The 26,990-nt window shown below is 69.1% G+C and carries 27 protein-coding genes; 13 read left to right on the top strand and 14 right to left on the bottom strand.

What is annotated here, in order from left to right:
- Window positions 1–5: 5 nt before the first annotated feature.
- The 4 genes from AB0H76_RS36265 to sdhC are packed head-to-tail and all read right to left on the bottom strand — an operon-like array spanning window position 6 to window position 3,389.
- Window positions 6–773, bottom strand: a complete 768-nt coding sequence (locus AB0H76_RS36265; RefSeq protein WP_357331751.1) for a succinate dehydrogenase iron-sulfur subunit — start codon at window positions 771–773, stop codon at window positions 6–8.
- Complete coding sequence (gene sdhA, locus AB0H76_RS36260) at window positions 773–2,524, bottom strand: succinate dehydrogenase flavoprotein subunit (protein WP_357332208.1); 1,752 nt, start codon at window positions 2,522–2,524, stop codon at window positions 773–775. Before sdhA ends, AB0H76_RS36265 begins: the two co-directional genes overlap by 1 nt.
- Before the next feature lie 30 nt (window positions 2,525–2,554).
- A complete protein-coding gene (locus AB0H76_RS36255; protein WP_357331749.1) occupies window positions 2,555–2,986 on the bottom strand; it encodes a succinate dehydrogenase hydrophobic membrane anchor subunit in 432 nt (143 codons plus the stop codon).
- Window position 2,987: 1 nt separating this feature from the next.
- Entirely contained in the window at window positions 2,988–3,389 is a 402-nt protein-coding gene (sdhC, locus tag AB0H76_RS36250; protein ID WP_357331747.1) for a succinate dehydrogenase, cytochrome b556 subunit, read from the bottom strand.
- 292 nt (window positions 3,390–3,681) lie between these two features.
- Here sdhC and AB0H76_RS36245 point away from each other — a divergent pair, with 292 nt between their 5' ends.
- Window positions 3,682–4,083, top strand: a complete 402-nt coding sequence (locus AB0H76_RS36245) for a cytidine deaminase (RefSeq protein ID WP_357331745.1) — start codon at window positions 3,682–3,684, stop codon at window positions 4,081–4,083.
- A 4-nt stretch (window positions 4,084–4,087) separates the two neighbouring features.
- On the opposite strand, the gene AB0H76_RS36240 is transcribed toward AB0H76_RS36245, so the two are convergent.
- On the bottom strand, window positions 4,088–4,357 hold the full coding sequence (locus tag AB0H76_RS36240) for a hypothetical protein (protein WP_357331743.1): 270 nt from the start codon (window positions 4,355–4,357) through the stop codon (window positions 4,088–4,090).
- A 100-nt stretch (window positions 4,358–4,457) separates the two neighbouring features.
- On the opposite strand from AB0H76_RS36240, the gene AB0H76_RS36235 reads away from it, so the two are divergent.
- The 3 genes from AB0H76_RS36235 (at window position 4,458) to AB0H76_RS36225 (ending at window position 7,699) form a co-directional block, all read left to right on the top strand.
- Window positions 4,458–5,747, top strand: a complete 1,290-nt coding sequence (locus AB0H76_RS36235) for a thymidine phosphorylase (RefSeq protein WP_357331741.1) — start codon at window positions 4,458–4,460, stop codon at window positions 5,745–5,747.
- Window positions 5,748–5,832: 85 nt separating this feature from the next.
- Complete coding sequence (locus AB0H76_RS36230; protein ID WP_357331739.1) at window positions 5,833–6,930, top strand: adenosine deaminase; 1,098 nt, start codon at window positions 5,833–5,835, stop codon at window positions 6,928–6,930.
- Between the two features lie 109 nt (window positions 6,931–7,039).
- Window positions 7,040–7,699: a hypothetical protein gene (locus AB0H76_RS36225; RefSeq protein WP_357331737.1), complete on the top strand. Its 660-nt coding sequence runs from the start codon at window positions 7,040–7,042 to the stop codon at window positions 7,697–7,699.
- A 46-nt stretch (window positions 7,700–7,745) separates the two neighbouring features.
- Here the strand turns inward: AB0H76_RS36225 and AB0H76_RS36220 are convergent, their stop codons facing one another.
- The 5 genes from AB0H76_RS36220 to AB0H76_RS36200 are packed head-to-tail and all read right to left on the bottom strand — an operon-like array spanning window position 7,746 to window position 11,185.
- A complete protein-coding gene (locus AB0H76_RS36220; protein WP_357331735.1) occupies window positions 7,746–9,005 on the bottom strand; it encodes a primosomal protein in 1,260 nt (419 codons plus the stop codon).
- Window positions 9,006–9,031: 26 nt separating this feature from the next.
- Window positions 9,032–9,379, bottom strand: a complete 348-nt coding sequence (locus AB0H76_RS36215; RefSeq protein WP_357331733.1) for a YbaB/EbfC family nucleoid-associated protein — start codon at window positions 9,377–9,379, stop codon at window positions 9,032–9,034.
- A 3-nt stretch (window positions 9,380–9,382) separates the two neighbouring features.
- Window positions 9,383–9,727, bottom strand: a complete 345-nt coding sequence (locus AB0H76_RS36210; RefSeq protein WP_357331731.1) for a hypothetical protein — start codon at window positions 9,725–9,727, stop codon at window positions 9,383–9,385.
- Window positions 9,724–10,860, bottom strand: coding sequence for an NlpC/P60 family protein (locus AB0H76_RS36205; protein WP_357331729.1), 1,137 nt, complete (start codon window positions 10,858–10,860; stop codon window positions 9,724–9,726). The genes AB0H76_RS36210 and AB0H76_RS36205 overlap by 4 nt, the downstream gene beginning before the upstream one ends.
- Before the next feature lie 4 nt (window positions 10,861–10,864).
- Window positions 10,865–11,185, bottom strand: coding sequence for a hypothetical protein (locus AB0H76_RS36200; RefSeq protein ID WP_357331727.1), 321 nt, complete (start codon window positions 11,183–11,185; stop codon window positions 10,865–10,867).
- Window positions 11,186–11,346: 161 nt separating this feature from the next.
- On the opposite strand from AB0H76_RS36200, the gene upp reads away from it, so the two are divergent.
- A complete protein-coding gene (upp, locus tag AB0H76_RS36195) occupies window positions 11,347–11,970 on the top strand; it encodes a uracil phosphoribosyltransferase (RefSeq protein WP_357331725.1) in 624 nt (207 codons plus the stop codon).
- 3 nt (window positions 11,971–11,973) lie between these two features.
- On the opposite strand, the gene AB0H76_RS36190 is transcribed toward upp, so the two are convergent.
- The gene (locus AB0H76_RS36190; protein ID WP_357331723.1) at window positions 11,974–13,467 is read right to left on the bottom strand and encodes a phospho-sugar mutase; all 1,494 of its coding nucleotides are present in this window, start codon (window positions 13,465–13,467) and stop codon (window positions 11,974–11,976) included.
- Entirely contained in the window at window positions 13,468–14,247 is a 780-nt protein-coding gene (locus tag AB0H76_RS36185) for a purine-nucleoside phosphorylase (RefSeq protein ID WP_357331721.1), read from the bottom strand.
- A gap of 114 nt (window positions 14,248–14,361) precedes the next feature.
- On the opposite strand from AB0H76_RS36185, the gene AB0H76_RS36180 reads away from it, so the two are divergent.
- The 3 genes from AB0H76_RS36180 (at window position 14,362) to AB0H76_RS36170 (ending at window position 17,659) form a co-directional block, all read left to right on the top strand.
- On the top strand, window positions 14,362–15,066 hold the full coding sequence (locus AB0H76_RS36180) for an enoyl-CoA hydratase-related protein (RefSeq protein ID WP_357331719.1): 705 nt from the start codon (window positions 14,362–14,364) through the stop codon (window positions 15,064–15,066).
- Window positions 15,067–15,135: 69 nt separating this feature from the next.
- Window positions 15,136–16,377: a M20 family metallopeptidase gene (locus AB0H76_RS36175; RefSeq protein ID WP_357331718.1), complete on the top strand. Its 1,242-nt coding sequence runs from the start codon at window positions 15,136–15,138 to the stop codon at window positions 16,375–16,377.
- Complete coding sequence (locus AB0H76_RS36170) at window positions 16,370–17,659, top strand: M20 family metallopeptidase (protein ID WP_357331716.1); 1,290 nt, start codon at window positions 16,370–16,372, stop codon at window positions 17,657–17,659. The genes AB0H76_RS36175 and AB0H76_RS36170 overlap by 8 nt, the downstream gene beginning before the upstream one ends.
- Window positions 17,660–17,730: 71 nt before the next feature.
- Here the strand turns inward: AB0H76_RS36170 and AB0H76_RS36165 are convergent, their stop codons facing one another.
- Complete coding sequence (locus AB0H76_RS36165; protein WP_356973981.1) at window positions 17,731–18,207, bottom strand: gamma-glutamylcyclotransferase; 477 nt, start codon at window positions 18,205–18,207, stop codon at window positions 17,731–17,733.
- Between the two features lie 173 nt (window positions 18,208–18,380).
- Here AB0H76_RS36165 and AB0H76_RS36160 point away from each other — a divergent pair, with 173 nt between their 5' ends.
- The 4 genes from AB0H76_RS36160 (at window position 18,381) to AB0H76_RS36145 (ending at window position 23,625) form a co-directional block, all read left to right on the top strand.
- Window positions 18,381–19,784, top strand: coding sequence for an NAD(P)H-quinone dehydrogenase (locus tag AB0H76_RS36160; RefSeq protein WP_357331714.1), 1,404 nt, complete (start codon window positions 18,381–18,383; stop codon window positions 19,782–19,784).
- 217 nt (window positions 19,785–20,001) lie between these two features.
- On the top strand, window positions 20,002–21,051 hold the full coding sequence (locus tag AB0H76_RS36155; protein WP_357331713.1) for a hypothetical protein: 1,050 nt from the start codon (window positions 20,002–20,004) through the stop codon (window positions 21,049–21,051).
- A 220-nt stretch (window positions 21,052–21,271) separates the two neighbouring features.
- The gene (locus tag AB0H76_RS36150; protein ID WP_357331711.1) at window positions 21,272–22,339 is read left to right on the top strand and encodes a hypothetical protein; all 1,068 of its coding nucleotides are present in this window, start codon (window positions 21,272–21,274) and stop codon (window positions 22,337–22,339) included.
- Window positions 22,340–22,431: 92 nt separating this feature from the next.
- Entirely contained in the window at window positions 22,432–23,625 is a 1,194-nt protein-coding gene (locus AB0H76_RS36145; protein ID WP_357331710.1) for a PLP-dependent aminotransferase family protein, read from the top strand.
- On the opposite strand, the gene glpK is transcribed toward AB0H76_RS36145, so the two are convergent.
- Window positions 23,607–25,106: a glycerol kinase GlpK gene (gene glpK, locus AB0H76_RS36140; RefSeq protein WP_357331708.1), complete on the bottom strand. Its 1,500-nt coding sequence runs from the start codon at window positions 25,104–25,106 to the stop codon at window positions 23,607–23,609. The two genes, AB0H76_RS36145 and glpK, sit on opposite strands and share 19 nt — an antisense overlap.
- Window positions 25,107–25,225: 119 nt before the next feature.
- Between glpK and AB0H76_RS36135 the strand changes: the two genes are divergently transcribed.
- Window positions 25,226–26,959 carry a glycerol-3-phosphate dehydrogenase/oxidase gene (locus tag AB0H76_RS36135; protein WP_357331707.1) on the top strand — a complete coding sequence of 578 codons (1,734 nt, stop codon included), beginning with the start codon at window positions 25,226–25,228 and terminating at the stop codon, window positions 26,957–26,959.
- Window positions 26,960–26,990: the final 31 nt, after the last annotated feature.

Raw genomic sequence — 26,990 nt, 5'->3', positions numbered from 1 at the left:
CGGATCTAGCGCGTGAAGAGCAGGGCGCGCTTGACTTCCTGGATGGCCTTGGTGACCTCGATGCCGCGGGGGCAGGCGTCGGTGCAGTTGAAGGTGGTGCGGCAGCGCCACACGCCTTCGACATCGTTGAGGATGTCCAGGCGCTCGCGGGCGCCTTCGTCACGGCTGTCGAAGATGAAGCGGTGTGCGTTCACGATCGCGGCCGGGCCGAAGTAGCTGCCGTCGCTCCAGTACACGGGGCAGGAGGTGGTGCAGCAGGCGCACAGGATGCACTTGGTGGTGTCGTCGAACCGGGCGCGGTCGGCCTGGCTCTGGATGCGCTCGCGGGTGGGCTCGTTACCCGAGGTCATCAGGTACGGCTTCACCGCGCGGAACGCGTCGAAGAACGGCTCCATGTTGACCACGAGGTCCTTCTCCACGGGCAGGCCGCGGATCGGCTCGACGGAGATGGTCAGCGGCTTGCCGTTCTTGGGCAGCATGTCCTTCATCAGCACCTTGCAGGCCAGCCGGTTCACACCGTTGATCCGCATGGCGTCCGAACCGCACACACCGTGCGCGCAGGACCGCCGGAAGGTGAGCGTGCCGTCCAGGTAGGACTTGATGTAGATGAGCACGTTCAGGAAGCGGTCGGTCGAGAGGACCGGCACCTGGAAGGACTCCCAGTGCGCGCCCTGGCCGTCCTCCGGGTTGAACCGGGCCACCTTGATGGTGACCATGACCGAGCCCTCGGGAACCGGAGCCGCCTTCTGCGGGGTTTCAGCGACAGCAGTCATCAGTACTTACGCTCCATCGGCTCGTAACGGGTCTGCACCACCGGCTTGTAATCGAGCCGGATATCGGAGATCAGATCCGGACCGGTCTTGTAGGCCATGGTGTGGCGCATGTAGTTGGTGTCGTCGCGGTCCGGGTAGTCCTCGCGGGCGTGGCCGCCGCGCGATTCCTTGCGGTTGAGCGCGCCGACCACGGTGACCTCGGCCAGCTCCAGCAGGAAGCCCAGCTCCACGGCCTCGAGCAGGTCGCTGTTGTAGCGCTTGCCCTTGTCCTGCACGGTGATCCGCGTGTAGCGATCCTTGAGGTCGTGGATGTCGGTGAGAACCTGCTTGAGGGTGTCCTCGGTGCGGAACACGCCCGCGTTGGCATCCATGGTCGCCTGCAGTTCGCTGCGGATATCCGCCACGCGCTCGTTGCCGTGATCGGACAGGATCAGCGCCAGCCAGTCCTGCACCATCTGCGCCGGGTTCTCCGGCATGTCGGCGAACTCGCTGCGCAGCGCGTACTCGGCGGCGGCGATACCCGCGCGCCGGCCGAACACATTGATGTCGAGCAGCGAGTTGGTGCCGAGCCGATTCGAGCCGTGCACCGAGACGCAGGCGCATTCGCCGGCGGCGTACAGGCCGGGCACCACATCGGTGTTGTTGCGCAGCACCTCGCCGCGAATGCGGGTCGGGATGCCACCCATCACGTAGTGACAGGTCGGCATGACCGGCACCAGCTCGTGCACCGGGTCCACACCCAGGTAGGTGCGGGCGAACTCGGTGATATCGGGCAGCTTCTCCTCGAGCACGTCCGCGCCGAGGTGGGTCACGTCGATGTAGACGTAGTCCTTGTTCGGCCCGGCGCCACGGCCCTCGGCCACCTCGAGCACCATCGAGCGGGCGACGATGTCGCGCGGCGCGAGGTCCTTGATGGTGGGGGCGTAGCGCTCCATGAAGCGCTCGCCGGAGGCGTTGCGCAGGATGCCGCCCTCGCCGCGGACCGCCTCGGAGATCAGGATGCCCAGGCCCGCGAGGCCCGTCGGGTGGAACTGGTGGAACTCCATGTCCTCCAGCGGCAGACCCTTGCGGAACACGATCGCCATGCCGTCACCGGTCAGCGTGTGCGCGTTCGAGGTGGTCTTGTACATGCGACCCGAACCGCCGGTGGCGAACACGATCGACTTCGCGTGGAAGACGTGGATATCGCCGGTGGCCAGCTCGTAGGCGACCACACCGGTGGCGACGGAGCCGCGATCGGTGTCGGCCATGACCAGGTCGAGCACGTAGAACTCGTTGTAGAACTCCACGTCGTGCTTGACGCAGTTCTGGTAGAGGGTCTGCAGGATCATGTGACCGGTGCGGTCGGCGGCGTAACAGGCGCGGCGGACCGGCGCCTTGCCGTGATCGCGGGTGTGGCCGCCGAAGCGCCGCTGGTCGATCTTGCCCTCGGGCGTCCGGTTGAACGGCAGGCCCATCTTCTCCAGGTCCATCACCGCGTCGATGGCCTCCTTGGCCATGATCTCCGCGGCGTCCTGGTCGACCAGGTAGTCACCACCCTTGACGGTGTCGAAGGTGTGCCATTCCCAGTTGTCTTCTTCGACGTTCGCCAGGGCGGCGCACATGCCGCCCTGTGCCGCGCCGGTGTGGCTGCGGGTCGGGTACAGCTTGGTCAGCACGGCAGTGCGCGCCCGGGGCCCGGCCTCGATCGCCGCGCGCATGCCGGCGCCACCGGCACCGACGATCACGACGTCGTAGCGATGCTCCTGAATCCGCGATTCACTCACGAGGGGTGCCTGTTCCTAACTGATGTTGGGGTCGAAGGTGAAGATGACGTAGGTGCCGACGCCCATGATCAGAATCATGGAGACGGCCAGCGCTGCCTTCAGCCAGAAGCGGGTGGAGTCCTTGCGCGAGTAATCGTCGATGACGGTGCGCAGGCCGTTGCCGCCGTGCAGCTGGGCCAGCCACAGCATGGTCAGATCCCAGATCTGCCAGAACGGGGAGGACCAGCGGCCCGCCACGAAGGCGAAGTTCAGGCGCTTCACGCCGCCGTCGAGCAGCAGCATGATCGTCATGTGGCCGAGCACGAGCACGATCAGCAGCAGGCCGGAGAAGCGCATGAACAGCCACGCGTACTTCTCGAAGTTGTTGTTGGAGCGCGCGCGCGGCGAGCGCGGCAGGTCCAGGCTCGCGGGGCGATCATAGGACTTCCCGATGACAGGTGCGCTCATGTCAGTGCTCCGTGAAGAGGTAGAAGAACATGCGGCCGATAGCGGGAATGGCCAGCAGGGCGACCAGCGTGAGGATGACCCAGAGCATCACCGTCTGGTACTTCGGGCCCTTGGCCCAGAAGTCGACCAGGATGACCCGGACGCCGTTGAGCGCGTGGAACAGCACGCAGATGACCAGACCCATCTCCATCAGGGCGACGAGCGGGTTTTTGTAGGTCTCGATGGCCTGGTCGTAGGTGTCGGGGCTGACCCGGACCAGGGCGGTGTCCAAGACGTGTACGAAGAGGAAGAAGAAGATGGTGACACCGGTGATCCGGTGCAGCGCCCAGGACCACATACCCGGGTCGCCTCGATACAGCGTGAACTTCCGCTTCGGCGGGGCCGGAGCTTCTATCGTGGTCATAGAGTGCGGTGCCTCCAACGTCGTTGATGGACCCGGTTACAGGTCCTGTTTCCGACTGCGGGAGGGGCTAATTGCCCAGGTGGCTGCGCTTTGTTCCTGAAGCGCTGGCCCGCCGCCGGGAACCTGAACCGATCTGTTGTGGACTCTAATCCCCTACTTATGCCGGAACTAATTCGGCGTGCCGTGCGTTGCGCTACATTTGAGCGAGTTAGGTTTACCTCATTCACGCTGTTTCGGGGTGCGCCGGAGCCTCGTCGCGGGCTCCTCCGGCCCGATGAACGGAAGGTGCCGCATGGCGGAAATCGACTGGAATGTACTGCGTAGCAATGCAATCCAAGTCATGCGCAATGCCTATGCACCGTACTCGCGGTTTCCGGTCGGCGCTGCGGCTCTCAGCTCGGATGGCCGAATTGTGAGCGGCTGCAATGTGGAAAATGTCTCATATGGATTGGGCCTCTGCGCCGAATGTGTACTCATCGGTAACCTCCATTCGGGTGGTGGGGGCCGCCTGATCGCCGTCTCCGTCACCGATTCCCGGGGCGAGAAACTGATGCCCTGCGGCCGCTGCCGCCAGCTGCTCTACGAGCACGGCGGGCCGGAGCTGCTGATCGATCACAAGGACGGGCCGCAGCCGCTGCGGGCACTGCTGCCCGACGCCTTCGGGCCGGACGACCTGGACGCCGGGCAGCTCTAGACGCTCAGCAGTCGGCTTCGAGAGCCGCCTCGACCTCTTCCTTGGTCGCCAGGCGAATCGCCGGCATGGGGGCCGGGCGGATACCCAGGTGTTCGGCGATGAGCCGCAGGGTTTCCCCCGATCCGTTCATGTGATCGGTGGCGCGGTCCGCCCAGATCTCCAGACCGGTCACCCGCTGCCGCAGGTCGAGCAGCGACTCCCCGTGCGCGTTCTTGATATCGACGACGCGGGTTTCGAGTCTTTCGAACCGGCGGTCGATGTTGCTCGTTGTCATGCCAGAACCCCCAAACCTTCGAACCGTTGATGCGCAGAGGCTATCGGAGCCCCCCGACAAGAACCAGGGCTCCAGCCCGCCTCATGTCAGACTGGCGAATGTGACGGCACTGGACGCGGTTTCGATCATTACCACCAAGCGGGACGGCGGCGAGCTGTCGGACGCGCAGATCGATTGGGTGGTGGACGGGTTCACCCGCGGCGCGGTCGCGGACGAGCAGATGAGCGCGCTGGCGATGGCGATCCTGCTGCGCGGCATGACGCGGCGCGAGACGGCGCGCTGGACCGCCGCGATGATCGACTCCGGCAGCCGGATGGACTTCACCGATCTGGCCCGGCCCACGGTGGACAAGCATTCGACCGGGGGAGTGGGGGACAAGATCACTTTGCCGCTCGCCCCGCTGGTGGCCGCCTGCGGCGCGGCCGTACCGCAGCTGTCCGGGCGCGGCCTCGGCCACACCGGCGGCACCCTGGACAAGCTGGAGTCGATCCCGGGCTGGCAGGCCGACGTCCCGGTGGCCCGGATGCGCGAGATCCTGGCGGACCCGGAGATCGGCGCGGTGGTGTGCGCGGCGGGCGCGGACCTGGCTCCGGCCGACAAGCGCCTCTACGCGCTGCGCGATGTCACCGGGACCGTCGAGTCCATCCCGCTGATCGCCAGCTCGATCATGAGCAAGAAGATCGCCGAGGGCACCGCGGCGCTGGTGCTCGACGTCAAGGTGGGGGCGGGCGCCTTCATGAAGTCCCTCGACGACGCCCGCGAATTGGCCACGGCGATGGTCGAATTGGGCACCGATTCCGGGGTGCGGACGGTGGCGCTGCTGACCGCGATGGACACCCCGCTGGGCCGCACCGCGGGCAACGCCCTCGAGGTCGCCGAATCGGTGGCGGTGCTCGCCGGCGGCGGCCCCGCCGACATCGTCGAACTCACTCTCGCGCTGGCCCGGGAGATGGTGGCGCTGGCCGGGCTCGACGTGGACCCCGCGGAGGTGCTCGCCGACGGCCGCGCGATGGACCACTGGCGGGCCATGGTGCGCGCGCAGGGCGGCGACCCGGACGCGCCGCTGCCGACCGCGCGGCACACCGAAACCGTGCGGGCCCCGCGGGACGGCGTGCTCACCCGGCTGGACGCGATGGGCGTCGGCCTGGCCGCCTGGCGGCTCGGTGCGGGCCGGGCCCGCCAGGGCGATCCGGTGCAGTTCGGCGCGGGCGTCGAGATGCACGCCAAGCCAGGGGATTCCGTCACGGCGGGGCAGCCGTTGCTCACCCTGCACACCGACACCCCGGCGGCGTTCCCGGGCGCGCTCGCGGCCGTCACGGACGCGTTCGACATCGGGGCCGCCGACGCGAAGCCCGCGACTCCGGTGCTCCTGGATCGGATCGCCCGCTGAGGAGAGCACAATCACATGGCCCGATGATGTGACGACGTCCACGAACCGGGGTGCCGGGACGGGATTCTGGGGCTAGCGTGTGTGCATGACAGGACCGATGCCTTTGACCCTTGCCTCGATCCGCCAAGCTCCCAAGGCGCTGCTGCACGACCACCTCGACGGTGGTCTGCGGCCCGCGACCGTGCTGGAGCTCGCCGCCGATTGCGGTTACGACCAACTACCCGCCAATGATGCCGTCACCCTGGGCAATTGGTTCCGGGATGCCGCCGACAGCGGTTCCCTGGAGTTGTATCTGGAAACCTTCGCCCACACCGTGGCCGTCATGCAGACACCCGAGGGCCTGCGCCGCGTCGCCAGTGAATGCGCGCAGGATCTCGCCGCGGACGGCGTGGTCTACGCCGAGGTGCGCTTCGCCCCGGAGCAGCACCTGGAGGCGGGCCTGACCCTGGACCAGGTGGTCGAGCACACCCTCGCCGGTTTCCGGGAGGGTGAGCGGCTCGCGGCCGCCGCGGGCCACCCGATCGTGGTGATCTGCCTGCTCACCGCCATGCGGCACGCGGCACGCTCGCGCGAGATCGCCGAACTCACCGTGCGCTGGCGCGACCGCGGCGTCGGCGGCTTCGACATCGCCGGTGCCGAAGCCGGTTATCCGCCGAGTCGCCACCTCGACGCCTTCGAGTACATGCGGGCCAACAGCGCGCACTTCACGATTCACGCCGGCGAGGCGTTCGGCCTGCCCTCGATCCACGAGGCGCTGGCGTTCTGCGGGTGCGACCGGCTCGGCCACGGGGTCCGGATCACCGACGACATCCAGGTGCCCGGCGCGATCGCGGACGCCGAACTGGGCTTGGTCGCGAACTACGTGCGCGACCAGCGCATCCCGCTGGAGCTGTGCCCGTCGTCCAACGTGCAGACCGGCGCGGTGCCCTCGCTGGACAAGCACCCGTTCGACCTGCTGGCCCGGCTCCGGTTCCGCGTCACCGTCAACACCGATAACCGCCTGATGAGCGACACCAGCATGAGCCAGGAGATGCTGAAACTGGTGCAGACTTTCGACTACGGCTGGTCGGATCTGGAGCGCTTCACCATCAACGCGATGAAGTCGGCGTTCATCCCGTTCCCGGAGCGCCTGCGCATCATCGACGACATCATCAAGCCCGGGTACGCCGTGCTGCTGGGCTGATCCCGCCCGCCGCGCCGCGCCGCGCCGCGTGAAACGTTCGCGCGGTGCGGCGGCGATCTGGAGGGAGCCCCGCCGGACTCGCCCGGCGGGCCCGATAGCGTGGGTGAACATGACGGTGTTTCAGATTGCGCGGCGCTTCAACGGGCCGCCCGGCTCCGGCAACGGCGGATATGTGGGCGGCCTGCTGGCCCAGCGCCACCCGGCGCCGGTGGTGACGGTCATGCTGCGGAACAAGCCGCCGCTGGAGACCGAGTTGCGGGTGCGGGACGGAAACCTCTTCGACGGTGCGACGCTGATCGCCGAGTCCCGGGCCGGTGCGTTCGAACGCGATGTGCCGCAACCGGTTCCGTACCAGCGCGCGGAGGCGGCGGCGGGCTCGTATCAGAGCAACGAGATGTTCGCGTCCTGCTTCGTCTGCGGCAGCGGCCGCGCGGACGGGCTACGGATCGAAGCCGGCGCCATCGGCGCCGGGCTGGTCGCCGCGCCGTGGTCACCGGATGACAGCCTGCCGATCGGCACCGAACTGCTGTGGGCCGCCATGGACTGTCCCGGCGGCTGGTCCCTGGACGGCATGTTCGAGCGTCCCGCTCTGCTCGGCTCGATGACCGCGGCCGTGTACGACCTGCCCGCGGTCGGCGAGAAATGCGTGGTCGTCGGGCAGAACCACGGTGATCAGGGCCGCAAGTCGTTCGCCGCCACCGCCGTCTACGGCTCTGACGAACGCCTGCTCGGCCGCGCCGAACAGATCTGGATCCGGCTCTCCGTATAGGAAAAGACCCCGGCCGCCGAGGCAGCCGGGGTCTTTCGCCGTAGAACTACTTCTGCTGCTCGAGCCGCGACTCGAAGTTGCGCTCCAACTCGCGCCAGGCCTTGGACTCCGCGTCGTAGGGCGGGTTCGGGGCCATCCGGGACGGATCCGGGTTGAGCAGGTAGGACACGTACCAGCCCAGCGGCGTCGACACCGCCAGCGCCTGCTCGACCGCGTCGTCCTCGGCGTAATCGGAGGCGTCGGTGAACAACTCCACCGCCAGCTCGAGCTGCTCGAAATCGACCGCGTCCGGACCTTCGCCCAGATCATCGGCCAGACCCGGCAGCACGTAGACGTTCTCGTCGGTCACCTCGACCTCGAGCGAACCGTCCACCGCCGCGGTCTGCACGTCGGTGTAGGTGCTGACCCGGGACAGGTCGTGCTCGTGCTCGTCGGCGAGGTACCGAGCCAGCGCGCGCTCGGAACCGAACACCGAGATGGTGCCGTCCTTGCCGAGGAAGATCGGTTCGTCGTCGAGGTAGCAGCGCAGCGTGAAGTAGGTGCCCTCGGCGGTGACGATCTTGACCGGGTCGATGCCGACGTCGTTCCAGAACGAATCCTCGTCCTCTTCGTCGTCGTCCTCGTCATCCTTGGTCAGGTCGACGGTCTCGAACTCTTCTTCCTCGTCGCTGTCGGCCACATCGTCGGCGTCGACGACGTTCTCCTCGGCGGCCAGCAGTTCGGCCTCGGCGACCGCCACGGCGGCCTTGTCGACCTCGGGGGTGGAGACCACCGAGTCGACGGCGTCCAGGACGTTGTCCCAGTCCTTGACGATGGCCGCGCCGATCTGGTCCCAGATCTCCTCGCCCTCACGGTCGGCGAAGTAGCTCGCGCCTGCGGCCAGCGCGCCCAGCGACGGGTGCGAACCGAAGAACTTGGTGACCACCTCGAGCTCGCACACCTCGCCGATGTTGCGCACCATCGACAGGGTGTCCTCGAGCTCGGCGACGGTGTCCACATCGGGATCACCGGCTGCCAGCTCCGGCACCGCCACCAGATCGTAGGAGTGGGCGTCCTCGGGCTCCAGCTCCGCCGCCGACAGACCTGCGACAACCTTCCACGCGGGATGGTCGACGAGGTCGTTGTCGGCGTCGGTCCGGATGAACGCGGCCAGCTCCGCGACGGACTCGAAACCGTAGAGCGAGTCCTCGTGTCCGAGGAACGCCTCCCACTCGTCGTCACCGTCGCGCCAGCGCGGTGCCCACAGTGTGACGAGATCGCCGTCGGTCAGGCCGAGCTCGATCGGGACGATGTCTCCAGAAGCCATGAGCGGAAGCCTAACGACTCGCCGCGTCAGGCACTATCCGGCCTGCCCCCAACGGCGCCCGAAGCGTCCGTTCCGGCCGGTTCGAACGACTCGTTCAGCGCGGCAATGACGTTCGAGCGCTGCCCGCCCGCGTCCTCGGCGGCCTGGCGGCACGCCCAGACGATGAGCTGGGAGACGTCGGCGGGCGCCATCGAGGTGACCGCCTCCGAGAGCCGCAGCCCCACCATCGCGCCGTCGCTGTCCACCTCGACGCTGACCGCGCCGTCCTCGGTGGTGAAGCTGCCGCGCACCTGCTTGAGGCCGTACAGCGCGGCCTCGAGGGCTTCCAGCTTCGCGGTCGCGTTAGCGACCAGCGCGTCCATTTCTGCACTCATCAGTTAGACCGGCCTCATCCAGCTCGTCTGTCCAGTGTCGGCGTCATCGATGCGGTCCAGCTCGTCGACCGCTTGCTGCCGGGTCGGCAGGCCCAGCTTGTCCAGCACCTCGCCGGAGATGCCCGACTCGGCCAGGACCTCGCGGCGGCGGGCCCGGGCGGCGATGGCGGAGCGCTTGGTCAGGCGCAGGATCTCGTCGGCGAGCGCCTGTGCGCCGTAGCGGTATTCGGTGCGCTCGAACTTGATCTCGACCGGCATGCCCTGGTCGGTGGCGCGCACCGCGATGGTGCCGGACCGGTTCTGGCTGGCCGCCACGGTGACGTTCGGAATCTGCTGCGGTTGACTCATTCGGTAGGCCTGTAGAAGCCGTAGAACTCCATACCTATGTTCTCCGTTCGGATGGAACTGACCGAGACCGGGTCGCCGGCCTCGACGAGTTGGCCGTTGCCGATGACCATGGCGACGTGGCCGTCCCATACGGCCAGGTCGCCGGGCTGCAGATCGCCGGGTGAGACCTGCTGGTGGCCGATGTGCTGCTCCTGGGCCAGGCGCGGCAGTTCGACGCCGGCCTCGCTGTAGGCCCACTTGGTCAGGCCGGAGCAGTCGATACCGCTGTTCGGGTCGTTGCCGCCCCAGACGTAGGGCGTGCCGACGGCCGTCAGCGCCGAGGTGACCGCCTTGGCGGCCTTCTCGTTCGGCGCCTCCACCACGCTGCCGTCCGGCAGGGTGATCTTCACGCCGCCGTTCTCGGTCTTCTCGGTCTTGACCTCGCCGGTGTTCTGCTTGGCGGTCGAGGTGTTCGAGGCGCTGGGTGTCGAGGTCGCGGTCTTTGTCGTCGAGCCCTTGGTGGCGCTGGTCAGCAAGGAGGTGCCCGTGCTCAGCGCGCTGCTGGCCAGGCCGCCGGTGCCGCTGGTCAGACTGTCCAGCGCGGATTTGGCCGTGCTGAGCAGGTTGGTGTTGGTGGACGCGGGCGCGGTGGAGGGCGCGGGCGTCAGCTCGTTCATGCTCGCGGTGGAGGTCTTCAGTTCACCCTGGGTCTTGTTGACCACCGAGATGCCCTGATTGAGATGATCGATCGCGGTGCTCACCAGCGCCGTCAGGCCGACCGGGGTGGTGAGGGTCGGCAGCAGGCTGGTCGCGTTGCTGACGAAGGATTGGACGACGGTGTCGAGCTCCTTCTGGCCCGTTTCCACCTGTGCGGCAGCCTGATTCACCACCGTGGCCATCTCGGTCAGCGAATCCGAGGTCTGCGCGGAGGAGGCCTGCACCCGCAGCGCCTTGGCGGTGGCCGAATCGGCGGTGGCGCCGTCGAAGGCGGTGTTGAGCTGGTTGATGCTGCTCTTGCCCAGTGTGTGCAGCTGCTCGAGAGCGGAGGACGCCGAGGTCAGCGCGTCGGAGGCGCCGCCGGAGGGCACTACACCCGAGCCGAAGCTGGACAGCAGGCTGAGCAGCGGCTGGGCCAGCAGATTGATGTCGATCACCGGTTCATCCGTCCAGATCGGCGGACTTGAACGCCGCCGCGGTGCTCAGATCCTGTTCGGTGATCGCGCCGGCGGCCGCCCCCGTGGCAACGCCCATGCTGGAGAGCACCGCCGAGAGCTGCGCGATGGTGGCGACCTGCCCGGCGTGCGCCGCGGAATACGCGGCCATGAAATCCCCGCCGATCAACCCCATGATCGGACCGAGGAGAGCGGGCGTGCCACCCGCGGCGCTCGCGGCGGCGGCGGTCATCTCGGTGGCCATCACCTCGGCGTTCGCGCTGTAAGCGGCGATGCCCTCGGCGTCGGCCGAAAAATTACGTGCCATTTTGTGCTTCCCCCATCCGTTTCTTCCCAGGCAGAGTACGTCATCCACTTAGTTCGACGCGCGGCCTTGTGATTCGGTTCCAGCCCGTCGAAAAAAAATTCCCGATGACCCCACCCGATGAACGCTCGCGTCGAGCTCGGCTACGACCTTATCGTTTCCGCATGCGTACGCACAGCGTGGATCACCCACTTGCCGCCGCCTTACTGACCACTCTGCGCGACGCGCGGACGCCCAACGCGGCCTTCCGCGCGGCGCTGCGCGATCTCACCCGGGTCCTGGTCTACGAGGCCCTGCGCGAGGCCCCGGTGACCAGGTTCGAGATCGCCACGCCGGTCGCGTTCACCGAGGGTGTGCGGCTGGCGCAGCCGCCGCTGCTGGTGCCGGTGCTGCGGGCCGGGCTCGGCATGATCGACACCGCCGTCGAGATGATCCCGGACGTCCGAGTCGGATTCGTCGGCATCGCGCGCGACGAGGACACCCACCAGCCGGTCCCGTACATGCAGTCGCTGCCCGAGGATCTGGCCGGTCTGCCGGTCTACGTACTCGATCCGATGCTGGCCACCGGCGGTTCCATGCGCCACACCCTGGAACTGCTCGCGGCTCGCGGCGCCACCGACATCACCGCGATCTGTGTGGTCGCCGCCCCGGAAGGCATTGCCACGCTTGAGGATTCGGGTCTTCCGGTGCGGCTGGTGACGGCCGTGATCGACGCCGGGCTGAACGAGAACGCCTACATCGTCCCGGGTCTGGGTGACGCGGGCGACCGCCAGTTCGGGCCGCGTTGATCGCTACAACCGGCGGCAGAACTCCGCGATCTCGGCAAGCCGTTGCGCGGCAGTGTCTTTCGCCGCAGGGAGGGCGGCGCGGTCGGGGACCGGCTCGACGACCTCGGCGTAGCACTTGAGTTTCGGCTCGGTGCCCGACGGCCGGATCACCAGGCGCAGGCTCGCGCCCTCGAACACCAGTGCGTCGGTGCGCATCCGGCCGCGCAGCTGCGCCAGGTCGGTGTATTTCACCGGCTCGCCCGCGATCTCGCCGGGCGGGCCGGTGCGCAGCCGGTCCACCACCGCGGCGGCGGCCGCCGCGTCGGCCAGCCGCAGCGAGACCTGCGCGCCCGCGTGCAGGCCGAATTCCAGGGCGTAGTCGTCGAGTTCGTCGAGCAGTGTGCGGCCCCGCGCCTTCAGGCGCGCCACCAGGTCGGCGGTGACGACGGCGGCGGAGATGCCGTCCTTGTCGCGCACCGCGGCCGGGTCGACGCAGTGCCCGATGGCCTCCTCGTAGGCGTAGACCAGGCCGTTGCCCGCGCGGGCCAGCCATTTGAAGCCGGTGAGGGTCTCGGCGTAGCGGGCGCGCCGCGCGGGGGCCAGCTTCGACAGCAGCCGCGAGGACACGATCGTGGTGGCGACCAAGGCGTCCGGCGCCGCAGTGCCCAGCACGCAATCCGCGAGCAGCACACCGGTTTCGTCGCCGCGCAGCATCCGCCAGCCCGTAGTGCTCCGGACGCCGACGGCACACCGGTCGGCATCCGGATCGAGCGCGATCGCGACGTCGGCGCCCACCTGCTCGGCCAGCGCCAGCAGCAGGTCGGTGGCGCCGGGCTCCTCCGGGTTGGGGAACGCGACGGTGGGGAAGTCCGGATCCGGCTCGAACTGCTCGGGCACCACGTGCACATCGGTGAAACCAGCTGCCGCCAAAGCCTTTACGGCTATCGCACCGCCGACGCCGTGCAGCGCGGTCAGGGCGATCCGGACCTCGGCGCGCGTGCCGGGGCCGCCGATCAGTTCCCGCAGCCGGCCCACCCGGTCCAGGTAGCGCCGCACCAGATCGTCGTCGGCCGGGATGACGGGCTGCCGCTCGATGGGCCCGGTGACCGCCTCGATGCAGCGTTCGATCTCGGCGTCGGCGGGCGCGATCAGCTGGGAGCCGCCGTCCAGGTACACCTTGTAGCCGTTGTCCGCGGGGGGATTGTGCGAGGCCGTGATCTGGACGCCGGCCACCGCGCCCAGCTCACGCACCGCGTAGGCGACCACCGGCGTCGGCACCGGCTCGGGCAGCAGCAGCACCGGGAAACCCGCCGCGGCAAAGATTTCCGCGGTCGCGGTGGCGAATTCGGCGGAGCCGTGCCGGGCGTCGCGGCCCACCACCACGGTGCCGCCGCCCAGGCAGCGCCCGCGCAGCCAGACGCACAGGCCCGCGGTGGCCCGCGACACCGTCGCCACGTTCATGCCGTCGGGGCCGTCCCGCAGCGGCCCGCGCAGACCGGCCGTGCCGAACCGCAGCATCTACAGCCGCTCCAGCACGCCGCGCAGCAGTTTGCCCAGGCGCGGTGCGGCGGCCTGGCCCTCGGCCAGCACCTCGGCATGCGACAGATGCGCGCCGGAGATGCCCGCGGCCAGGTTGGTGACGAGGGAGATGCCGAGCAGGCGCACACCGAGCGCGCGGGCGGCGATGGCCTCGAGCACCGTCGACATGCCGACCAGATCGGCGCCCATGGTGCGCAGCATGCGGATCTCGGCCGGGGTCTCGTACTGCGGGCCGGTCAGCCCGGCGTACACGCCGTCGGTCAGGCTCGGATCGACTTCGCGTGCCAGCGCGCGCAATTCGGGATCCCACGCGTCGACCAGGTCGACGAAGGTGGCGCCGGCCAGCGGCGTGCGGCCGGTGAGATTGAGGTGATCGCTGATCAGCACCGGCTCGCCGACGGCCAGCCCGGCCCGGATCCCGCCCGCGGCATTGGTGAGCAGCACGATCTCCGCGCCCGCCGCGACCGCGGCCGCCACCGGGTGCACCACCTCGCCCGGCTGGTAGCCCTCGTACAGGTGCTGGCGGCCCATCAGCAGCAGCACGTTCTTCTCGTTCACGGGGACCGAATGCACCATCCCGACATGGCCCTGCGCACTGGGGGTTCCGAAGCCGGGCAGTTCCGGCATGGGCACCGACGTGGCGGGCGCGCCGATCTCCGCGGCCGCCTCCTGCCACCCCGATCCCAGCACCACCGCGACCCGGTGCTGGTCGACTCCAGTTCGTTCGGCGATAGCCTGAGCGGCCGTTTCGGCAAGCATGAAGTTCACGATAGTCGGGTTGCATCGCCGATGCCCGGTCGGTCGGCTCCCCACTTCCCGGAAACTTGCTACCCGTGAGTAGGAACGCGGCGGCGGCCGGGATACGCTGCCTGCATGCCGTACCTGGAACGAGAAGGTGATGTGTTCGTCCTGTACCTCGGGATCGAGGGGCAGACCGACAACGAGAACCGCTTCCACCCGGACTGGATCGATCAGGTGCACGGCCTGCTCGACGAGGTCGAGGCGTCGGAAGGCCCGGCCGCGCTGGTCACGACCGCGACCGGCAAGTTCTTCAGCAACGGCCTGGACACCGACTGGCTGTTCGGCAATCTGGACCGGATGCACTGGTACCTGGACCGGGTGCACTCGCTCTACACCCGGCTGCTGACCTTCCCGCTGCCGACCGTCGCCGCGCTCAACGGCCACGCCTTCGGCGCCGGCGCGATGCTGGCCACCTCCAACGACTTCCGCGTGATGCGCGCCGACCGCGGCTTCTGGTGCCTGCCCGAGGTGAACCTCGGCATGCCCTTCACCGTCGGCATGAACGCGCTGCTGACCGAACGCCTGGACAACCAGGTCTGCGTGCTGGCCATGACCACCGGCCACCGTTTCGCCGCCGACCAGGCCATCGCCGCGGGCATCGTGGACGAGAAAGCCGATGCGGAGGTGTTGCTGAGCACCGCTGTCGCGCGCGCCGCGGCACTGGCCGGCAACCGCAAGCCGAACCTGCCGATCATCAAGCGGGCGCTGCACGCCAAGGCCCTGGCCGGCCTCGAGGTCGCGACCAGCCCGGAGAACCTGGCGTTCGCCGCCGGATAACTCCCCGTCGGCGCGGGCCGGGGGACGCAGCCCGCGCCCGATTTGCACACCAGTGCGACACTGTGTTCCATGCCACCACCGCGCAGCGGTCATCCCGAGCCGCCCGGCAAGCTCCGTGCCGGGCGCCCCGCGGTGGACGGCACCCGCTCCGATGTAGCGGTGCGGGCCGCCGCGGCGCGGCTGATCGATCTCTCGCACAGCATCCATGCCGAGCCGGAATTGGCCTTCGAGGAATTCCGTAGCGTCGCCAAGACCGTCGAGCCGCTGGCCGAACGCGGTTTCCGGATCGAGACCGGCATCGCCGAACTGCCCACCGCCTTCCGCGCCAGCTTCGGCAGCGGCGAGCTGACCGTCGCGCTCTGCGCCGAATACGACGCGCTGCCCGGCCTCGGCCACGCCTGCGGGCACAACATCATCGCCGCCAGCGCGGTCGGCGCGGCCCTCGGTCTGGCCGAACTCGCCGACGAGCTCGGCCTCACCGTCCAGGTATTGGGCACGCCGGCCGAGGAGAGCGGCGGCGGCAAGGTGCTGATGCTCGAGCGCGGCGCCTTCGACGACGTCGCGATGGCGATGATGGTGCACCCCGGGCCGACCGACATCGTCGGCGCGCATTCCCTGGCGCTGGCCGATCTCGAGATCGTGTTCCACGGGCAGGAAGCCCATGCCAGCGCCGCGCCGGAACGCGGGCGCAACGCCGGGGACGCGGTGACCGTCGCGCAGGTTGCGATTGGTTTGCTACGTCAACATATCCGGCCGGGTCAGCAACTCCACGGTATAGTCGGTAACGGTGGCGTAGCCCCGAACATCGTGCCCGGACGTGCGGAACTGCTGTATTACCTACGCGCAGTCGACTCCGCATCCCTCGACGAACTGATGCAACGCGCGTCGGCTTGCTTCGAGGCGGGTGCCCTCGCGACCGGCTGCACCCACGAAATCCGGACGCTCGCACCGACATATACCGAGCTGACGCCCGATCCGGCACTACTGTGTGCCTATCGCGAGCAGATCGCCGACCTGGGCCGGGTGCCGATCGCACCGGAACTCGAGGCGCAGCGACCGCTCGGCAGCACGGATATGGGCAACGTCACCAACGTCATCCCGGGCATCCACCCGGTTATCGGCATCGACGCCGAAGGGGCGGTGACCCACCAGCCCGGTTTCGCGGCGGCGAGCATCAATGCCTCGGCTGATCGCGCCGTCGTCGACGGCGCGCTGGCGCTGGCGCGTACCGCTGTGGCGATCGCTCGCGATGACGTACATAGGGACAGGTTGTTGCAACGGCTCAACGACAGGAGGACATTCGGTGAGTAGTACCGGCGGTTCGAGCCCGGTGACGGGAACCGCGGCGGCCCACGAGGCAATGGTGGCCGGTGTGGACGCCGCGGAAGCGTTGCTACGCACGAAGGGGCCACGCGCCGTCCTCGACACCGCGGCCGCAGGCCGCCTGGCCATCGAGGCCTGGCTGGCCGAGCACGCGGTCGATCTGGTCCAGTGGCGCAGGCACATTCACGCCAACCCGGAACTGTCCCGGACCGAGTTCGGCACCACCGAGTTCATCTCCTCCTGGCTCACCAAGGCCGGGCTCAGCCCGCAGAAGATGCCCGGCGGCACCGGCCTGATCTGCGATATCGGCCCGTCCGATGGTCCGCGCATCGGCCTGCGCGCCGATATGGACGCGCTGCCGCTGCAGGAGTTCACCGGGCTGTCCTTCGCCTCCACCGTTCCCGGTGTGTCGCACGCCTGCGGGCACGACGCGCACACCACGATCCTGCTCGGCACCGCGCTCGCGCTGGCGGAGATGAATCTGCCGGTCGGCGTGCGCTTCGTGTTCCAGCCCGCCGAGGAGGTCATGCCGGGCGGCGCGATCGACATGGTCGCGGCCGGCGCGATGGAGGGCGTGGACCGCATCTTCGCGCTGCACTGCGATCCGCGCCTGGAAGTGGGCCGGGTCGGGGTCCGGGTCGGCGCGATCACCTCCGCCGCCGACACCGTCGAACTGGTGCTGGATTCGCCCGGCGGGCACACCTCGCGCCCGCATCTGACCAGCGATCTCGTCTACGCGATCGGCACCGTCATCACCGGCCTGCCGGGCCTGCTGAGCCGCCGCATCGATCCGCGCACCAGCACCGTGATGGTGTGGGGCGCGGTCTCGGCGGGCAAGGCGCCCAACGCGATTCCGCAGACCGGCATGCTCACCGGTACGGTCCGCACCGGCGACCACGCGACCTGGTCCCTGCTGGAGCCGATGGTGCACGAGATCGTCGACGGCCTGCTCGCCCCGACGGGCGTGCGGTACCAGCTGAACTACCGCCGCGGCGTGCCGCCGGTGGTCAACGACGAGCAGTCCACCCGGATGTTCGAGTCCGCGATCCGCGCCATGGGCCCGGACGCGCTGGCCGACACCCTGCAGTCCGGCGGCGGCGAGGACTTCTCCTGGTACCTGGAGGAGGTGCCGGGCGCGATGGCGCGCCTGGGCGTCTGGTCCGGTCGCGGGGAGCAGCTGGACCTGCACCAGCCCACCTTCGACATCGACGAGCGCGCGCTCTCGGTCGGAGTGCGGGTGCTCAGCAACATCATCCTGCAGGCGGGCTGAGATTCCGCTCACACGGCGAAGGCCACCTCCCGGATTCCGGTAGGTGGCCTTCGGTGGTTTCAGGGGACCTATCAGCCGAAGGTGCCCGGCCCGACATTCTTGCTGTTGCGCGTGCGCAGCGCGTGCACGTAATCCTCGGGCGCACCGGCTTTTTCGGCCGCGTCGGCGATCACTCCGAGATAGCGGGCAGACGGCAGGCCGCCCTCGTAGGCGTCCAGCACGTACAGCCAGGCCAGCACGGTCTCGGCGTTGTTGTTCGGATTGCGGGTGACCCGCAGCCGGATCTTCTTGTGGATCCCGAAATCGGATCCCTCCCAGCGGTCGAGGCTCTGCTCGTCCTCCGGGGACACGTCGTAGAGCACGACGAACACCCGGGATCCCGGGTCCTCGACGACTGTGGCAAGCGGCCCTTCCCAGCCGATATCGTCGCCGGCGAACGTGAGTCGCCAGCCCTCCAACCAGCCCGTTCCGGACATGGGGGAGTGCGGACAGCGCTCGAGCATCTGGGACGAGTCCATGTTCGACCCGTAAGCGGCGTAGATCGGCACGTAGCAAAGGGTAGCCAATAATGGACCCTTACCGCCTATATCCGGCCCAGACTGTGTTTTTTCCGGCGGGGGGCGCGGCGTGTTGGGTCATTCGTAGTTGCCAGGCGCTCGCCGGATAACGTTGTACTGGTCAGCGCCGGAGATCCCGGTCGACAGCTCGAGCGGAGGTACCCATGACCCGCATTGCCATCATCGGTGGCGGCCCGGCCGGCTACGAGGCGGCGCTGGTCGCCTCCCAGCACGGTGCCTCGGTGACGTTGATCGACAGCGACGGCATCGGTGGCGCGTGCGTGCTGTGGGACTGTGTGCCCTCCAAGACCTTCATCGCCTCCACCGGCGTGCGCACCTCGCTGCGCCGGGCCAAGGACCTGGGCATCACGGTGGACCCCGAGCAGGCCACCGTGGACATGCCCGAGGTGAACGCCCGGGTGAAGGCGCTGGCGCTGGCGCAGTCCGCCGACATCCGCTCGAAGTTGCAGGCCGCCGGGGTGTCGGTGCTGCAGGGCACCGGCGAGATCCTGGACGCGGGCGGCCCGCTGGCCGCGCACCGGGTGCTGGCCAAGCTCGCCACCGGCACCGAGCAGATCATCGAGGCCGAGGTGGTGCTCCTCGCCACCGGCGCCAGCCCGCGCGTGCTGCCCGGCGCGGAGCCCGACGGTGAGCGCATCCTGAACTGGCGTCAGCTCTACGATCTGCAGGAGCTGCCGGAAACCCTGGTGGTGGTCGGTTCCGGTGTCACCGGCGCCGAATTCGTCTCGGCCTACACCGAGATGGGTGTGCAGGTGAAGCTGGTCTCCAGCCGGGACCGGGTGCTGCCGGGCGAGGACGCCGACGCGGCCCTGGTGCTGGAGGAGGCGCTGGCCGAGCGCGGCGTCGAACTGGTCAAGCACGCGCGCGCCGACGCGGTGGAGCGCACCGCCGACGGCATCGTGGTGAAGCTGTCCGACGGCCGCACGGTCACCGGCACGCACGCGCTGATGACGGTCGGCTCCACCCCCAACACCGACGGGCTCGGGCTGGAGCGCGTCGGCATCGAACTGGACCGCGGCGGTTACCTTCGGGTGGACCGGGTTTCGCGCACCACGGTGCCCGGCATCTACGCCGCGGGCGACTGCACCGGCCTGCTGCCGCTGGCCTCGGTGGCCGCCATGCAGGGCCGCATCGCGATGTATCACGCGCTCGGTGAGGGCGTGCAGCCGATCCGCTTGAAAACCGTTGCCTCCGCGGTGTTCACCCGCCCCGAGATCGCCACCGTCGGCGTCAGCCAGACGGCCATCGACAACGGCGAGGTGCCCGCGCGCACGGTGATGCTGCCGCTGAACACCAATCCGCGCGCCAAGATGTCCGGGCTGCGGCGCGGTTTCGTCAAGATCTTCTGCCGGCCGGCGACCGGTGTGGTCATCGGCGGCGTGGTGGTCGCGCCCATCGCCTCGGAGCTGATCCTGCCGATCGCCCTTGCCGTGCAGAACAATCTGACGGTGAACGACCTGGCCCAGACGTTCTCGGTGTACCCCTCGCTGACCGGCTCGGTGACCGAGGCGGCCCGCCAGCTCATGCGGCACGACGACCTGGATTAACATTCCCTTGAGGTGACGCGCGGCACTTTCCCCAGTGTGGTTGGCGGCGCGCGGTTTTCACCGCGTTGCCTATACCACGATCTTATGGTTGACTCCCCGCAGAGATGCGATCGGCGGGCGGTCGCGTAGTTGCTGTTGCGGGGGAGCAAGTCCTTTCACCACAGGAACCGCGTTCGACCCACGGGTCGTCGGGGATCGTGTGCGAAAGGGATCGACAGTGAAACACCGTAAGCCGAATCGAGCGCAGCGGGCGGTGGCGGGGACCACGATGCCGCTGGCAGCTGCGGCTGCCGTGGCCACGCTGCTCGCGGCGCCGGCGGGGGCGGTTCCGAACGAACCGACCACGCCCACCACTCCTGCACCCGCACCGGCGCAGCCGGGCACCACCGAGCAGACGCCGGAGACAGCTCCGGAGCCGGGCGCGCCGACCGACCAGCAGCAGCCGAGCAAGCCCACGCCGAGCCAGCCGGGCATCACCACGCCGGATCCCGATGAGATCAAGCCGGATCCGAAGAAGGATCCGCGCCTGGCCACCCCGACCCAGCCGGGCGTCACCACCCCGCGCGTCGCGCCGCTGCCGGTTCCCGGCCAGCAGGCCGAGGACAAGCCGGCCGTCGCCGTCGATCCGGCCGATCCGAACGCGCCCAAGCCGGCCGACCCGGGCACCGCCACGCCGGCCAATCCGGCGCAGCCGGGCACCACCCAGCCCCAGCCCCGGCCGCAGTCGAACATCCCGGCGCAGCAGCCGGATTCGCCGGAGAACCTGGTGCAGGAGCCGCCGCGCTGGCAGGCCCCGCGCCTGCAGTCCGCGCCCGCGGCGCCGGTCGTCGAGATGACGGGCCCGCGTACCGAGGTCGGCGCCAACGTTGACGGCGGCGCGCTGCTGCCCGGCTTCGTGGCCAACACCCACCACTTCAACAACCAGGCCGGCTACGTCGGCACCATCGGCTACCGCACCCCGACCGGTGCCGGTGAAGCCGGTGTCTCGGTGGAGTACCTGGACCCGAACACCATCAAGATCACCAGCTACACCGGTGGCGAGGGCCTGGCCGACAACAAGAACTCCTTCGTCCTGGATACCACCCAGGCCAATGCCGCCAAGGCCGCGGTCGAGCAGTGGGTCGCGGCCCAGCCGGGCGGCGCCGCTGCCCTGGAAGCCGCCGCGCGCGTTACACTGCCGTCGATTATCCCGGCGGGCGATGTGGTGCCGCAGACGGTCAACGTCGGTGGAATCACCACCCAGTGGGGTGGTTCGGTCCAGTACTGAGCCGAGCTGTTTCAACGGGTGGGGCGGTCGTTCGCGACCGCCCCACACGTGTGTCCTGGGGAAAGGATTGGTTGTGGGCTCCGAGGGTGATAGGGACAAGGATTCCGACCAGCCCCGGTCGGACTTCGGGCCTCCGGTAGGTGGCCGGGAGCCGGCCGAGCCGGCAGGGCAGGCGAGCCCTGACGACTTCGGGCCGCCGGTAGGTGATTTCGGCCCACCGGTGGGCGACTTCGGCGCGCCCACCCACGACTTCGGCGCTCCGGTAGGTGATTTCGGCCCGCCCGTCGAGGAGTTCGGCGGCCCGCCGATGGATCGCACCGGCCCGAGCTGGAGTGTGCAGCCGACCGCCGATCAACCCGACCTGGGCTGGCGGCCGGCCGGAGAGGGTGTTCCCGCACCCTCCACGCCCACCTACCGGTCTCCGGAGACGCCCGCGCGTCCGCAGCCACAGGCGCCGCCGTCGCAGCCCCGGGTGCCGCAGCAGCCGCCACCCGCGGACTTCGGTCCCGAGGTCGGCGCGGAGCCGTCCTCGGCGGCCACCACCCGCTACCAGACCCCCGCGACGCCCGCGGCGGTCCCGCCGCCGCCGAGCGCCGAGCGCGAACAGTGGTGGACCACACCCGCCGCCGACTACAACCTCGACGACGACGAACCGGCGACCTCGTCCCGCGGCGCCGCGTCGAGCATGTCCTGGGCCGACGACCCGATCGCACAGCGCCTGGCGCCGGGCGCGCCGGTGGCCAAGCCGCCCGCGCCGAGCCGCCGGGGCCGCTGGATCACCCTCGGCGTCGCCGGCATCCTCGCGGTGGTCATCGGCCTGGTCGCGACCATCATCGCGCTGAACCGCAACCCCGGCGGCGACGAAGACGGCAAGGTGACCGCCGCGCCGCCCCCGCCCAGCGCCACGGCCGCCCTGAGCTGTCCGTCCAGCGCCGACGGCAAGGTGACCGTCGGCAACGGCGCCGGCAACACCAGCAGCGGCCCGGGCGCCATTCTCGGCTTCCAGTACGCCTTCTACGTCGAACGCAGCGGTGAGAAGGTGCGCAACTACGTCGCGCCGGACGCGGAGAACATCTCCTCCGCCGACATCATCCAGAAGGCGATCAGCGAACAGATTCCGCTCGGCACCACGCACTGCCTGCGCATCACCGAGGTGCACCCGGACGCGTTCGACGTCGATCTGACCGAGCACCGCCCAGACGGCACGACCACGGTCTACCGCCAGACCGTCATCACGGCGAACCGGGACGGCAAGACGCTCTGGTTCGCGATCAAGGAGCGCCCCTGATTTTCTCAAATACTGAGAAAGTCATTTCACATATTGGTTGGACTGTGCGACTCTGGTGACGCTGCTGAAGGCGTCATCAGAGAGGTTCGCGCATGTCACCGACCATTCCACCGCTGGCGGGCAAGCTCGGCGCTTTGCAGAGCTCGGTAATTCGCGACCTCCTCAAGCTCACCGCGCGCGCCGAGGTGATCAGCCTGGCCGGTGGCCTGCCGGACGCGGAGCTGATGCCCCGCGAGCGCATCGCCGCCGCGGCCGCGGCCGCCCTGGCCGGCCCGGGCTGTCTGCAGTACACCGAGTCACCGGGCTGGGCCCCGCTGCGAGATGTCCTGGCCGCGCGCGAATCGGTGCGCCTGGGCCGCACCGTGCGCGCCGAGGAAGTCTTCGTGACCCACGGCTCGCAGCAGGCGCTCTCGCTGCTGGCCGAGGTGCTGCTCGATCCCGGCGCCCTGGTCGTCGTGGAGGACCCGGCGTATATCGGTGCGCTGCAGGTCTTCCGGGCCGCGGGCGCCCGAATCGTCGCCCTGCCCATGGATGCCGAGGGCATGCGGGTCGACCTGCTGGCCGAACTGCTCGCCGCCGGCGAGCGGCCCGCGGTCGTGCACACCGTGAGCAACTTCCACAATCCGGGCGGCGTCACCATGAGCCCCGTGCGCCGGCGCGCCCTGGCCGAACTGGCCGACGCGCACGGCTTCTGGGTCATCGAGGACGACCCCTACGGCGAACTCTGGTTCGATCGCCCGTCCCCGGATCCGGTCGCGACCTACTCGCGCAACGTGATCCGGCTGTCCAGCTCCTCGAAGATCATCGCGCCCACCCTGCGGGTCGGCTGGATGGTCGCCCCGCCCAGTGTCTTTCGCGGCGTCGAGTTGTTGAAGCAGGGTGCGGACCTGTGCGGTTCGGCGCTCACCCAGCAGATCGCCGCCGACCTGCTCGCCGACGAAACCTGGCTGGCCGCACACATCGACACCGTCCGCGACGCCTACGGCACCCGCGCCAAGGCTCTGGTGCACGCGCTGCGCGAGCGCTTCGGCGACCGGCTGGTCAGCACCGACGCGGCCGGCGGCATGTTCGTCTGGGCCGACTTCGCCGACGGCACCGACACCAAAGCCCTACTGCCGCGGGCGCTGGACGCCGGTGTCGCCTATGTTCCCGGCTCCGCCTTCGCGGCGACCACCGGTCACGAGAGCGCGCTGCGGCTCTGCTTCACCACCTCCGACCCGGCCACCCTGGCCGCGGCGGTGGACCGGCTGGCCCGGGCCGTCGAAGCTCAGTCGGCCCAGTCGTAGGTGCGCTCGACCGCCTTGTTCCATTCCTTCAGGCGCTCGTCGCGGTCCTCCTCGGACATCGACGGTTCCCAGGTCTTGTCGGCGGCCCAGTTCGCGCGGATCTCGTCGGTGTCGGCCCAGAATTCGACGGCCAGGCCCGCGGCGTAGGCGGCGCCCAGAGCGGTGGTCTCCTTGACCACCGGGCGGACCACCGGGACGTCGAGGATGTCGGACTGGAACTGCATCAGCAGGTCGTTGTCGGTCATGCCGCCGTCCACCTTGAGGGTGGTCAATTCCAGGTCCAGATGCTCGGATTCGGCGTCGGCGCGCATCGCGTCGACCACCTCGCGGGTCTGGAACGCGGTGGATTCCAGGATGGCGCGGGCCAGGTGGGCCTTGTTGACGAAGCGGGTCAGCCCGGCGATGACGCCGCGCGCGTCCGGCCGCCAGCGCGGGGCGAACAGGCCGGAGAAGGCCGGGACGAAGTAGGCGCCGCCGTTGTCCTCGACGCTGCGGGCCAGGGGTTCGATCTCCTCGGCGGAGGCGATGATGCCGAGATTGTCGCGGAACCACTGGACCAGCGAGCCGGTGACCGCGATCGAACCTTCCAGCGCGTACACGGCGTCGTCCGCGCCGAGCCGGTAGCAGACGGTGGTGAGCAGGCCGTGCTTGCTCACCACCGGGGTGGTGCCGGTGTTCAGGAGCATGAAATTGCCGGTGCCGTAGGTGTTCTTGGCTTCGCCGGGCAGCAGGCAGGCCTGGCCGAAGGTGGCGGCCTGCTGGTCACCGAGAATGCCGGCCACCGGAATGCCTTGCAGCGCACCGGTTTCGATCTCGCCATAGACTTCCGAGGAGCTACGGATCTCGGGCAGCATGGATTCGGGAATGCCGAATTCCGCGCAGATCTCCGAATCCCATTGCAGGGTGCGCAGATCCATCAGCATGGTGCGCGAGGCATTGGTGACGTCGGTGATGTGCTGGCCGGTGAGGTGCCAGAGCACCCAGGAGTCCATGGTGCCGAAGCACAGCTCGCCCGCCTCGGCGCGCTCCTTGGCGCCCTCGACGTTGTCCAGGATCCAGCGCAGTTTCGGCCCGGCGAAGTAGGTGGACAGCGGCAGGCCGGTGCGCTCCTGATAGCGGGTGGGGCCCACGTCGCCGCCGAGCTGGGTGACCAGCTTGCCGGTGCGCGTGTCCTGCCAGACGATCGCGTTGTAGATCGGTTTGCCGGAGGCGCGCTCCCACACCACGGTGGTTTCGCGCTGATTGGTCACGCCCACCGCGGCGATGTCCTCGGCGGACAGTTTGTGCTCTTTCAGCACCTCGCCGATGACGTGATCGGTGTTGCGCCAGACCTCCTCGGGGTCGTGTTCGACCCAGCCGGGGCGCGGAAATATCTGCTCGTGCTCCTTCTGTGCCACCCCGACGACCCGGCCTTGCCGGTCGAAGATGATGCACCTGCACGAAGTCGTGCCCTGATCGATGGCGGCCACATAGCGACGCATTGGTGCAGGTTACTAAACGTTCCGGAGTCCGCGCGTCAAGATCGTGACGACACGGGTTCCTCGCTTAGCCTGTAGCCGGAGCTCGATCTTGTGCCGATACCCAGAACGAGGAGTCGAGCATGACCAAGAAACCGGAAACCCAGTTCCTCGGACCGCAGCAGCGTCGCGACGCGTGGGAGCGGTTCGGCAAGGAACACTTCGACGTCGTCGTGGTGGGCGGTGGTGTGGTCGGCTCGGGCATCGCGCTGGACGCGGCGACCCGCGGCCTGCGGGTCGCGCTGGTCGAGGCCCGCGATCTGGCGTCGGGGACCTCGAGCCGGTCCTCGAAGATGTTCCACGGCGGCCTGCGCTACCTGGAGCAGATGGAGTTCGGGCTGGTGCGCGAGGCGCTCAAGGAGCGTGAGCTGGCGCTGTCCTCGCTGGCGCCGCACCTGGTCAAGCCGCTGAAGTTCCTCTACCCGCTGAGCCACCGGATCTGGGAGCGGCCCTACGTGGCCGCCGGCCTGATGCTCTACGACCGGATGGGCGGCGCGAAGTCGGTTCCGGGCCAGCATCACCTATCCCGTTCGGCCGCGCTGCGGCTGGCCCCGGGCCTGCGCCGGGACGCGCTCATCGGCGGGCTCACCTACTACGACACCGTGGTCGACGACGCCCGCCACACCATGACCGTGGCCCGCACCGCCGCGCACTACGGTGCGGTCATCCGGACGTCCACCCAGGTGGTGGGCTTCCTGCACGAGGCCGATCGCGTGGTCGGCGTCAAGATCCGCGATAGCGACGACGCCACCACCGGCGAGATCCACGCGCACGTGGTGATCAACGCGACCGGCGTCTGGACCGACGAACTGCAGGCGCTCGCGCACGCTCGCGGCCACTTCCATGTTCGCGCGTCCAAGGGCGTGCACATCGTGGTGCCGCGCGATCGGATCATCAGCGACGCCGCGATCATCCTGCGCACGCCCACCTCGGTGCTGTTCGTCATCCCGTGGGACGCGCACTGGATCATCGGCACCACCGACACCGACTGGAATCTCGACCTCGCGCACCCCGCGGCGACGAAGGCCGATATCGACTACCTGCTCGATCACGTGAATCAGGTGCTGGTCACCCCGCTCACCCACGAGGACATCGACGGCGTCTACGCCGGGCTGCGCCCGCTGCTGGCGGGGGAGAACGATTCCACCTCCAAGCTGTCGCGCGAGCACGCGGTCGCGCGGATCGCGCCGGGCCTGGTCGCCATCGCGGGCGGCAAGTACACCACCTACCGGGTGATGGCCTACGACGCGGTGGACGAAGCGGCGCAGGACATTCCGGAGCAGGTCTCGCCCTCGATCACCGAGAAGGTGCCGCTGCTCGGCGCGGACGGGTACTACGCGCTGGTCAACCAGACGGTGCAGCTGGGCGAGGAGTACGGCCTGCACCCGTACCGGATCAAGCATCTGCTGAATCGCTACGGCTCGCTGATCGACGAGGTCATCGCGCTGGCCGACGGTTATCCCGAACTGCTGCAGCCGATTACGGACGCGCCGTCGTACCTGCGAGTGGAGGCGGTCTACGCGGCCGCGGCCGAGGGTGCGCTGCACCTGGACGACATCCTGGCCCGCCGCACCCGCATCTCGATCGAGTACCCGCATCGCGGCCGGGATTGCGCCGAGGAGGTGGCCCAGCTGGTGGCGCCGATGCTCGGCTGGGACGACGCCGATATCGAGCGGGAAATTCGCACCTACCTGGCGCGTGTCGACGCCGAGATCGAATCCCAGACCCAGCCCGACGACGGCGCGGCGGACGCGCTGCGGATCGCGGCGCCCGAGCCGCGCCCGGAGATCCTGGAGCCCGTGCCCTCGGACGGCTGAGCATTGACATGCAAGTAAATACTTGCCTATT

The organism is Nocardia sp. NPDC050712 (genome assembly GCF_040654295.1).
GTDB lineage: Bacteria > Actinomycetota > Actinomycetes > Mycobacteriales > Mycobacteriaceae > Nocardia.
The sequence above is the reverse complement of the archived record's forward strand: the minus strand, read 5'-3'. Positions and strand labels throughout refer to the sequence as shown.

Excerpts from the sequence above, each read along its gene's own strand:
- AB0H76_RS36220 (WP_357331735.1), bottom strand. The coding sequence starts at position 9,005 with ATGGCTTCTGGAGACATCGTCCCGATCGAGCTCGGCCTGACCGACGGC.
- sdhC (WP_357331747.1), bottom strand. The coding sequence starts at position 3,389 with ATGACCACGATAGAAGCTCCGGCCCCGCCGAAGCGGAAGTTCACGCTG.
- AB0H76_RS36215 (WP_357331733.1), bottom strand. The coding sequence starts at position 9,379 with ATGAGTGCAGAAATGGACGCGCTGGTCGCTAACGCGACCGCGAAGCTG.
- AB0H76_RS36145 (WP_357331710.1), top strand. The coding sequence starts at position 22,432 with ATGTCACCGACCATTCCACCGCTGGCGGGCAAGCTCGGCGCTTTGCAG.
- AB0H76_RS36265 (WP_357331751.1), bottom strand. The coding sequence starts at position 773 with ATGACTGCTGTCGCTGAAACCCCGCAGAAGGCGGCTCCGGTTCCCGAG.
- AB0H76_RS36210 (WP_357331731.1), bottom strand. The coding sequence starts at position 9,727 with ATGAGTCAACCGCAGCAGATTCCGAACGTCACCGTGGCGGCCAGCCAG.
- AB0H76_RS36180 (WP_357331719.1), top strand. The coding sequence starts at position 14,362 with ATGCCGTACCTGGAACGAGAAGGTGATGTGTTCGTCCTGTACCTCGGG.
- AB0H76_RS36190 (WP_357331723.1), bottom strand. The coding sequence starts at position 13,467 with ATGCTGCGGTTCGGCACGGCCGGTCTGCGCGGGCCGCTGCGGGACGGC.
- AB0H76_RS36160 (WP_357331714.1), top strand. The coding sequence starts at position 18,381 with ATGACCCGCATTGCCATCATCGGTGGCGGCCCGGCCGGCTACGAGGCG.
- AB0H76_RS36255 (WP_357331749.1), bottom strand. The coding sequence starts at position 2,986 with ATGAGCGCACCTGTCATCGGGAAGTCCTATGATCGCCCCGCGAGCCTG.
- AB0H76_RS36185 (WP_357331721.1), bottom strand. The coding sequence starts at position 14,247 with ATGCTTGCCGAAACGGCCGCTCAGGCTATCGCCGAACGAACTGGAGTC.
- AB0H76_RS36225 (WP_357331737.1), top strand. The coding sequence starts at position 7,040 with ATGACGGTGTTTCAGATTGCGCGGCGCTTCAACGGGCCGCCCGGCTCC.
- AB0H76_RS36200 (WP_357331727.1), bottom strand. The coding sequence starts at position 11,185 with ATGGCACGTAATTTTTCGGCCGACGCCGAGGGCATCGCCGCTTACAGC.
- AB0H76_RS36135 (WP_357331707.1), top strand. The coding sequence starts at position 25,226 with ATGACCAAGAAACCGGAAACCCAGTTCCTCGGACCGCAGCAGCGTCGC.
- glpK (WP_357331708.1), bottom strand. The coding sequence starts at position 25,106 with ATGCGTCGCTATGTGGCCGCCATCGATCAGGGCACGACTTCGTGCAGG.
- AB0H76_RS36245 (WP_357331745.1), top strand. The coding sequence starts at position 3,682 with ATGGCGGAAATCGACTGGAATGTACTGCGTAGCAATGCAATCCAAGTC.
- AB0H76_RS36175 (WP_357331718.1), top strand. The coding sequence starts at position 15,136 with ATGCCACCACCGCGCAGCGGTCATCCCGAGCCGCCCGGCAAGCTCCGT.
- AB0H76_RS36230 (WP_357331739.1), top strand. The coding sequence starts at position 5,833 with ATGACAGGACCGATGCCTTTGACCCTTGCCTCGATCCGCCAAGCTCCC.
- AB0H76_RS36240 (WP_357331743.1), bottom strand. The coding sequence starts at position 4,357 with ATGACAACGAGCAACATCGACCGCCGGTTCGAAAGACTCGAAACCCGC.
- upp (WP_357331725.1), top strand. The coding sequence starts at position 11,347 with ATGCGTACGCACAGCGTGGATCACCCACTTGCCGCCGCCTTACTGACC.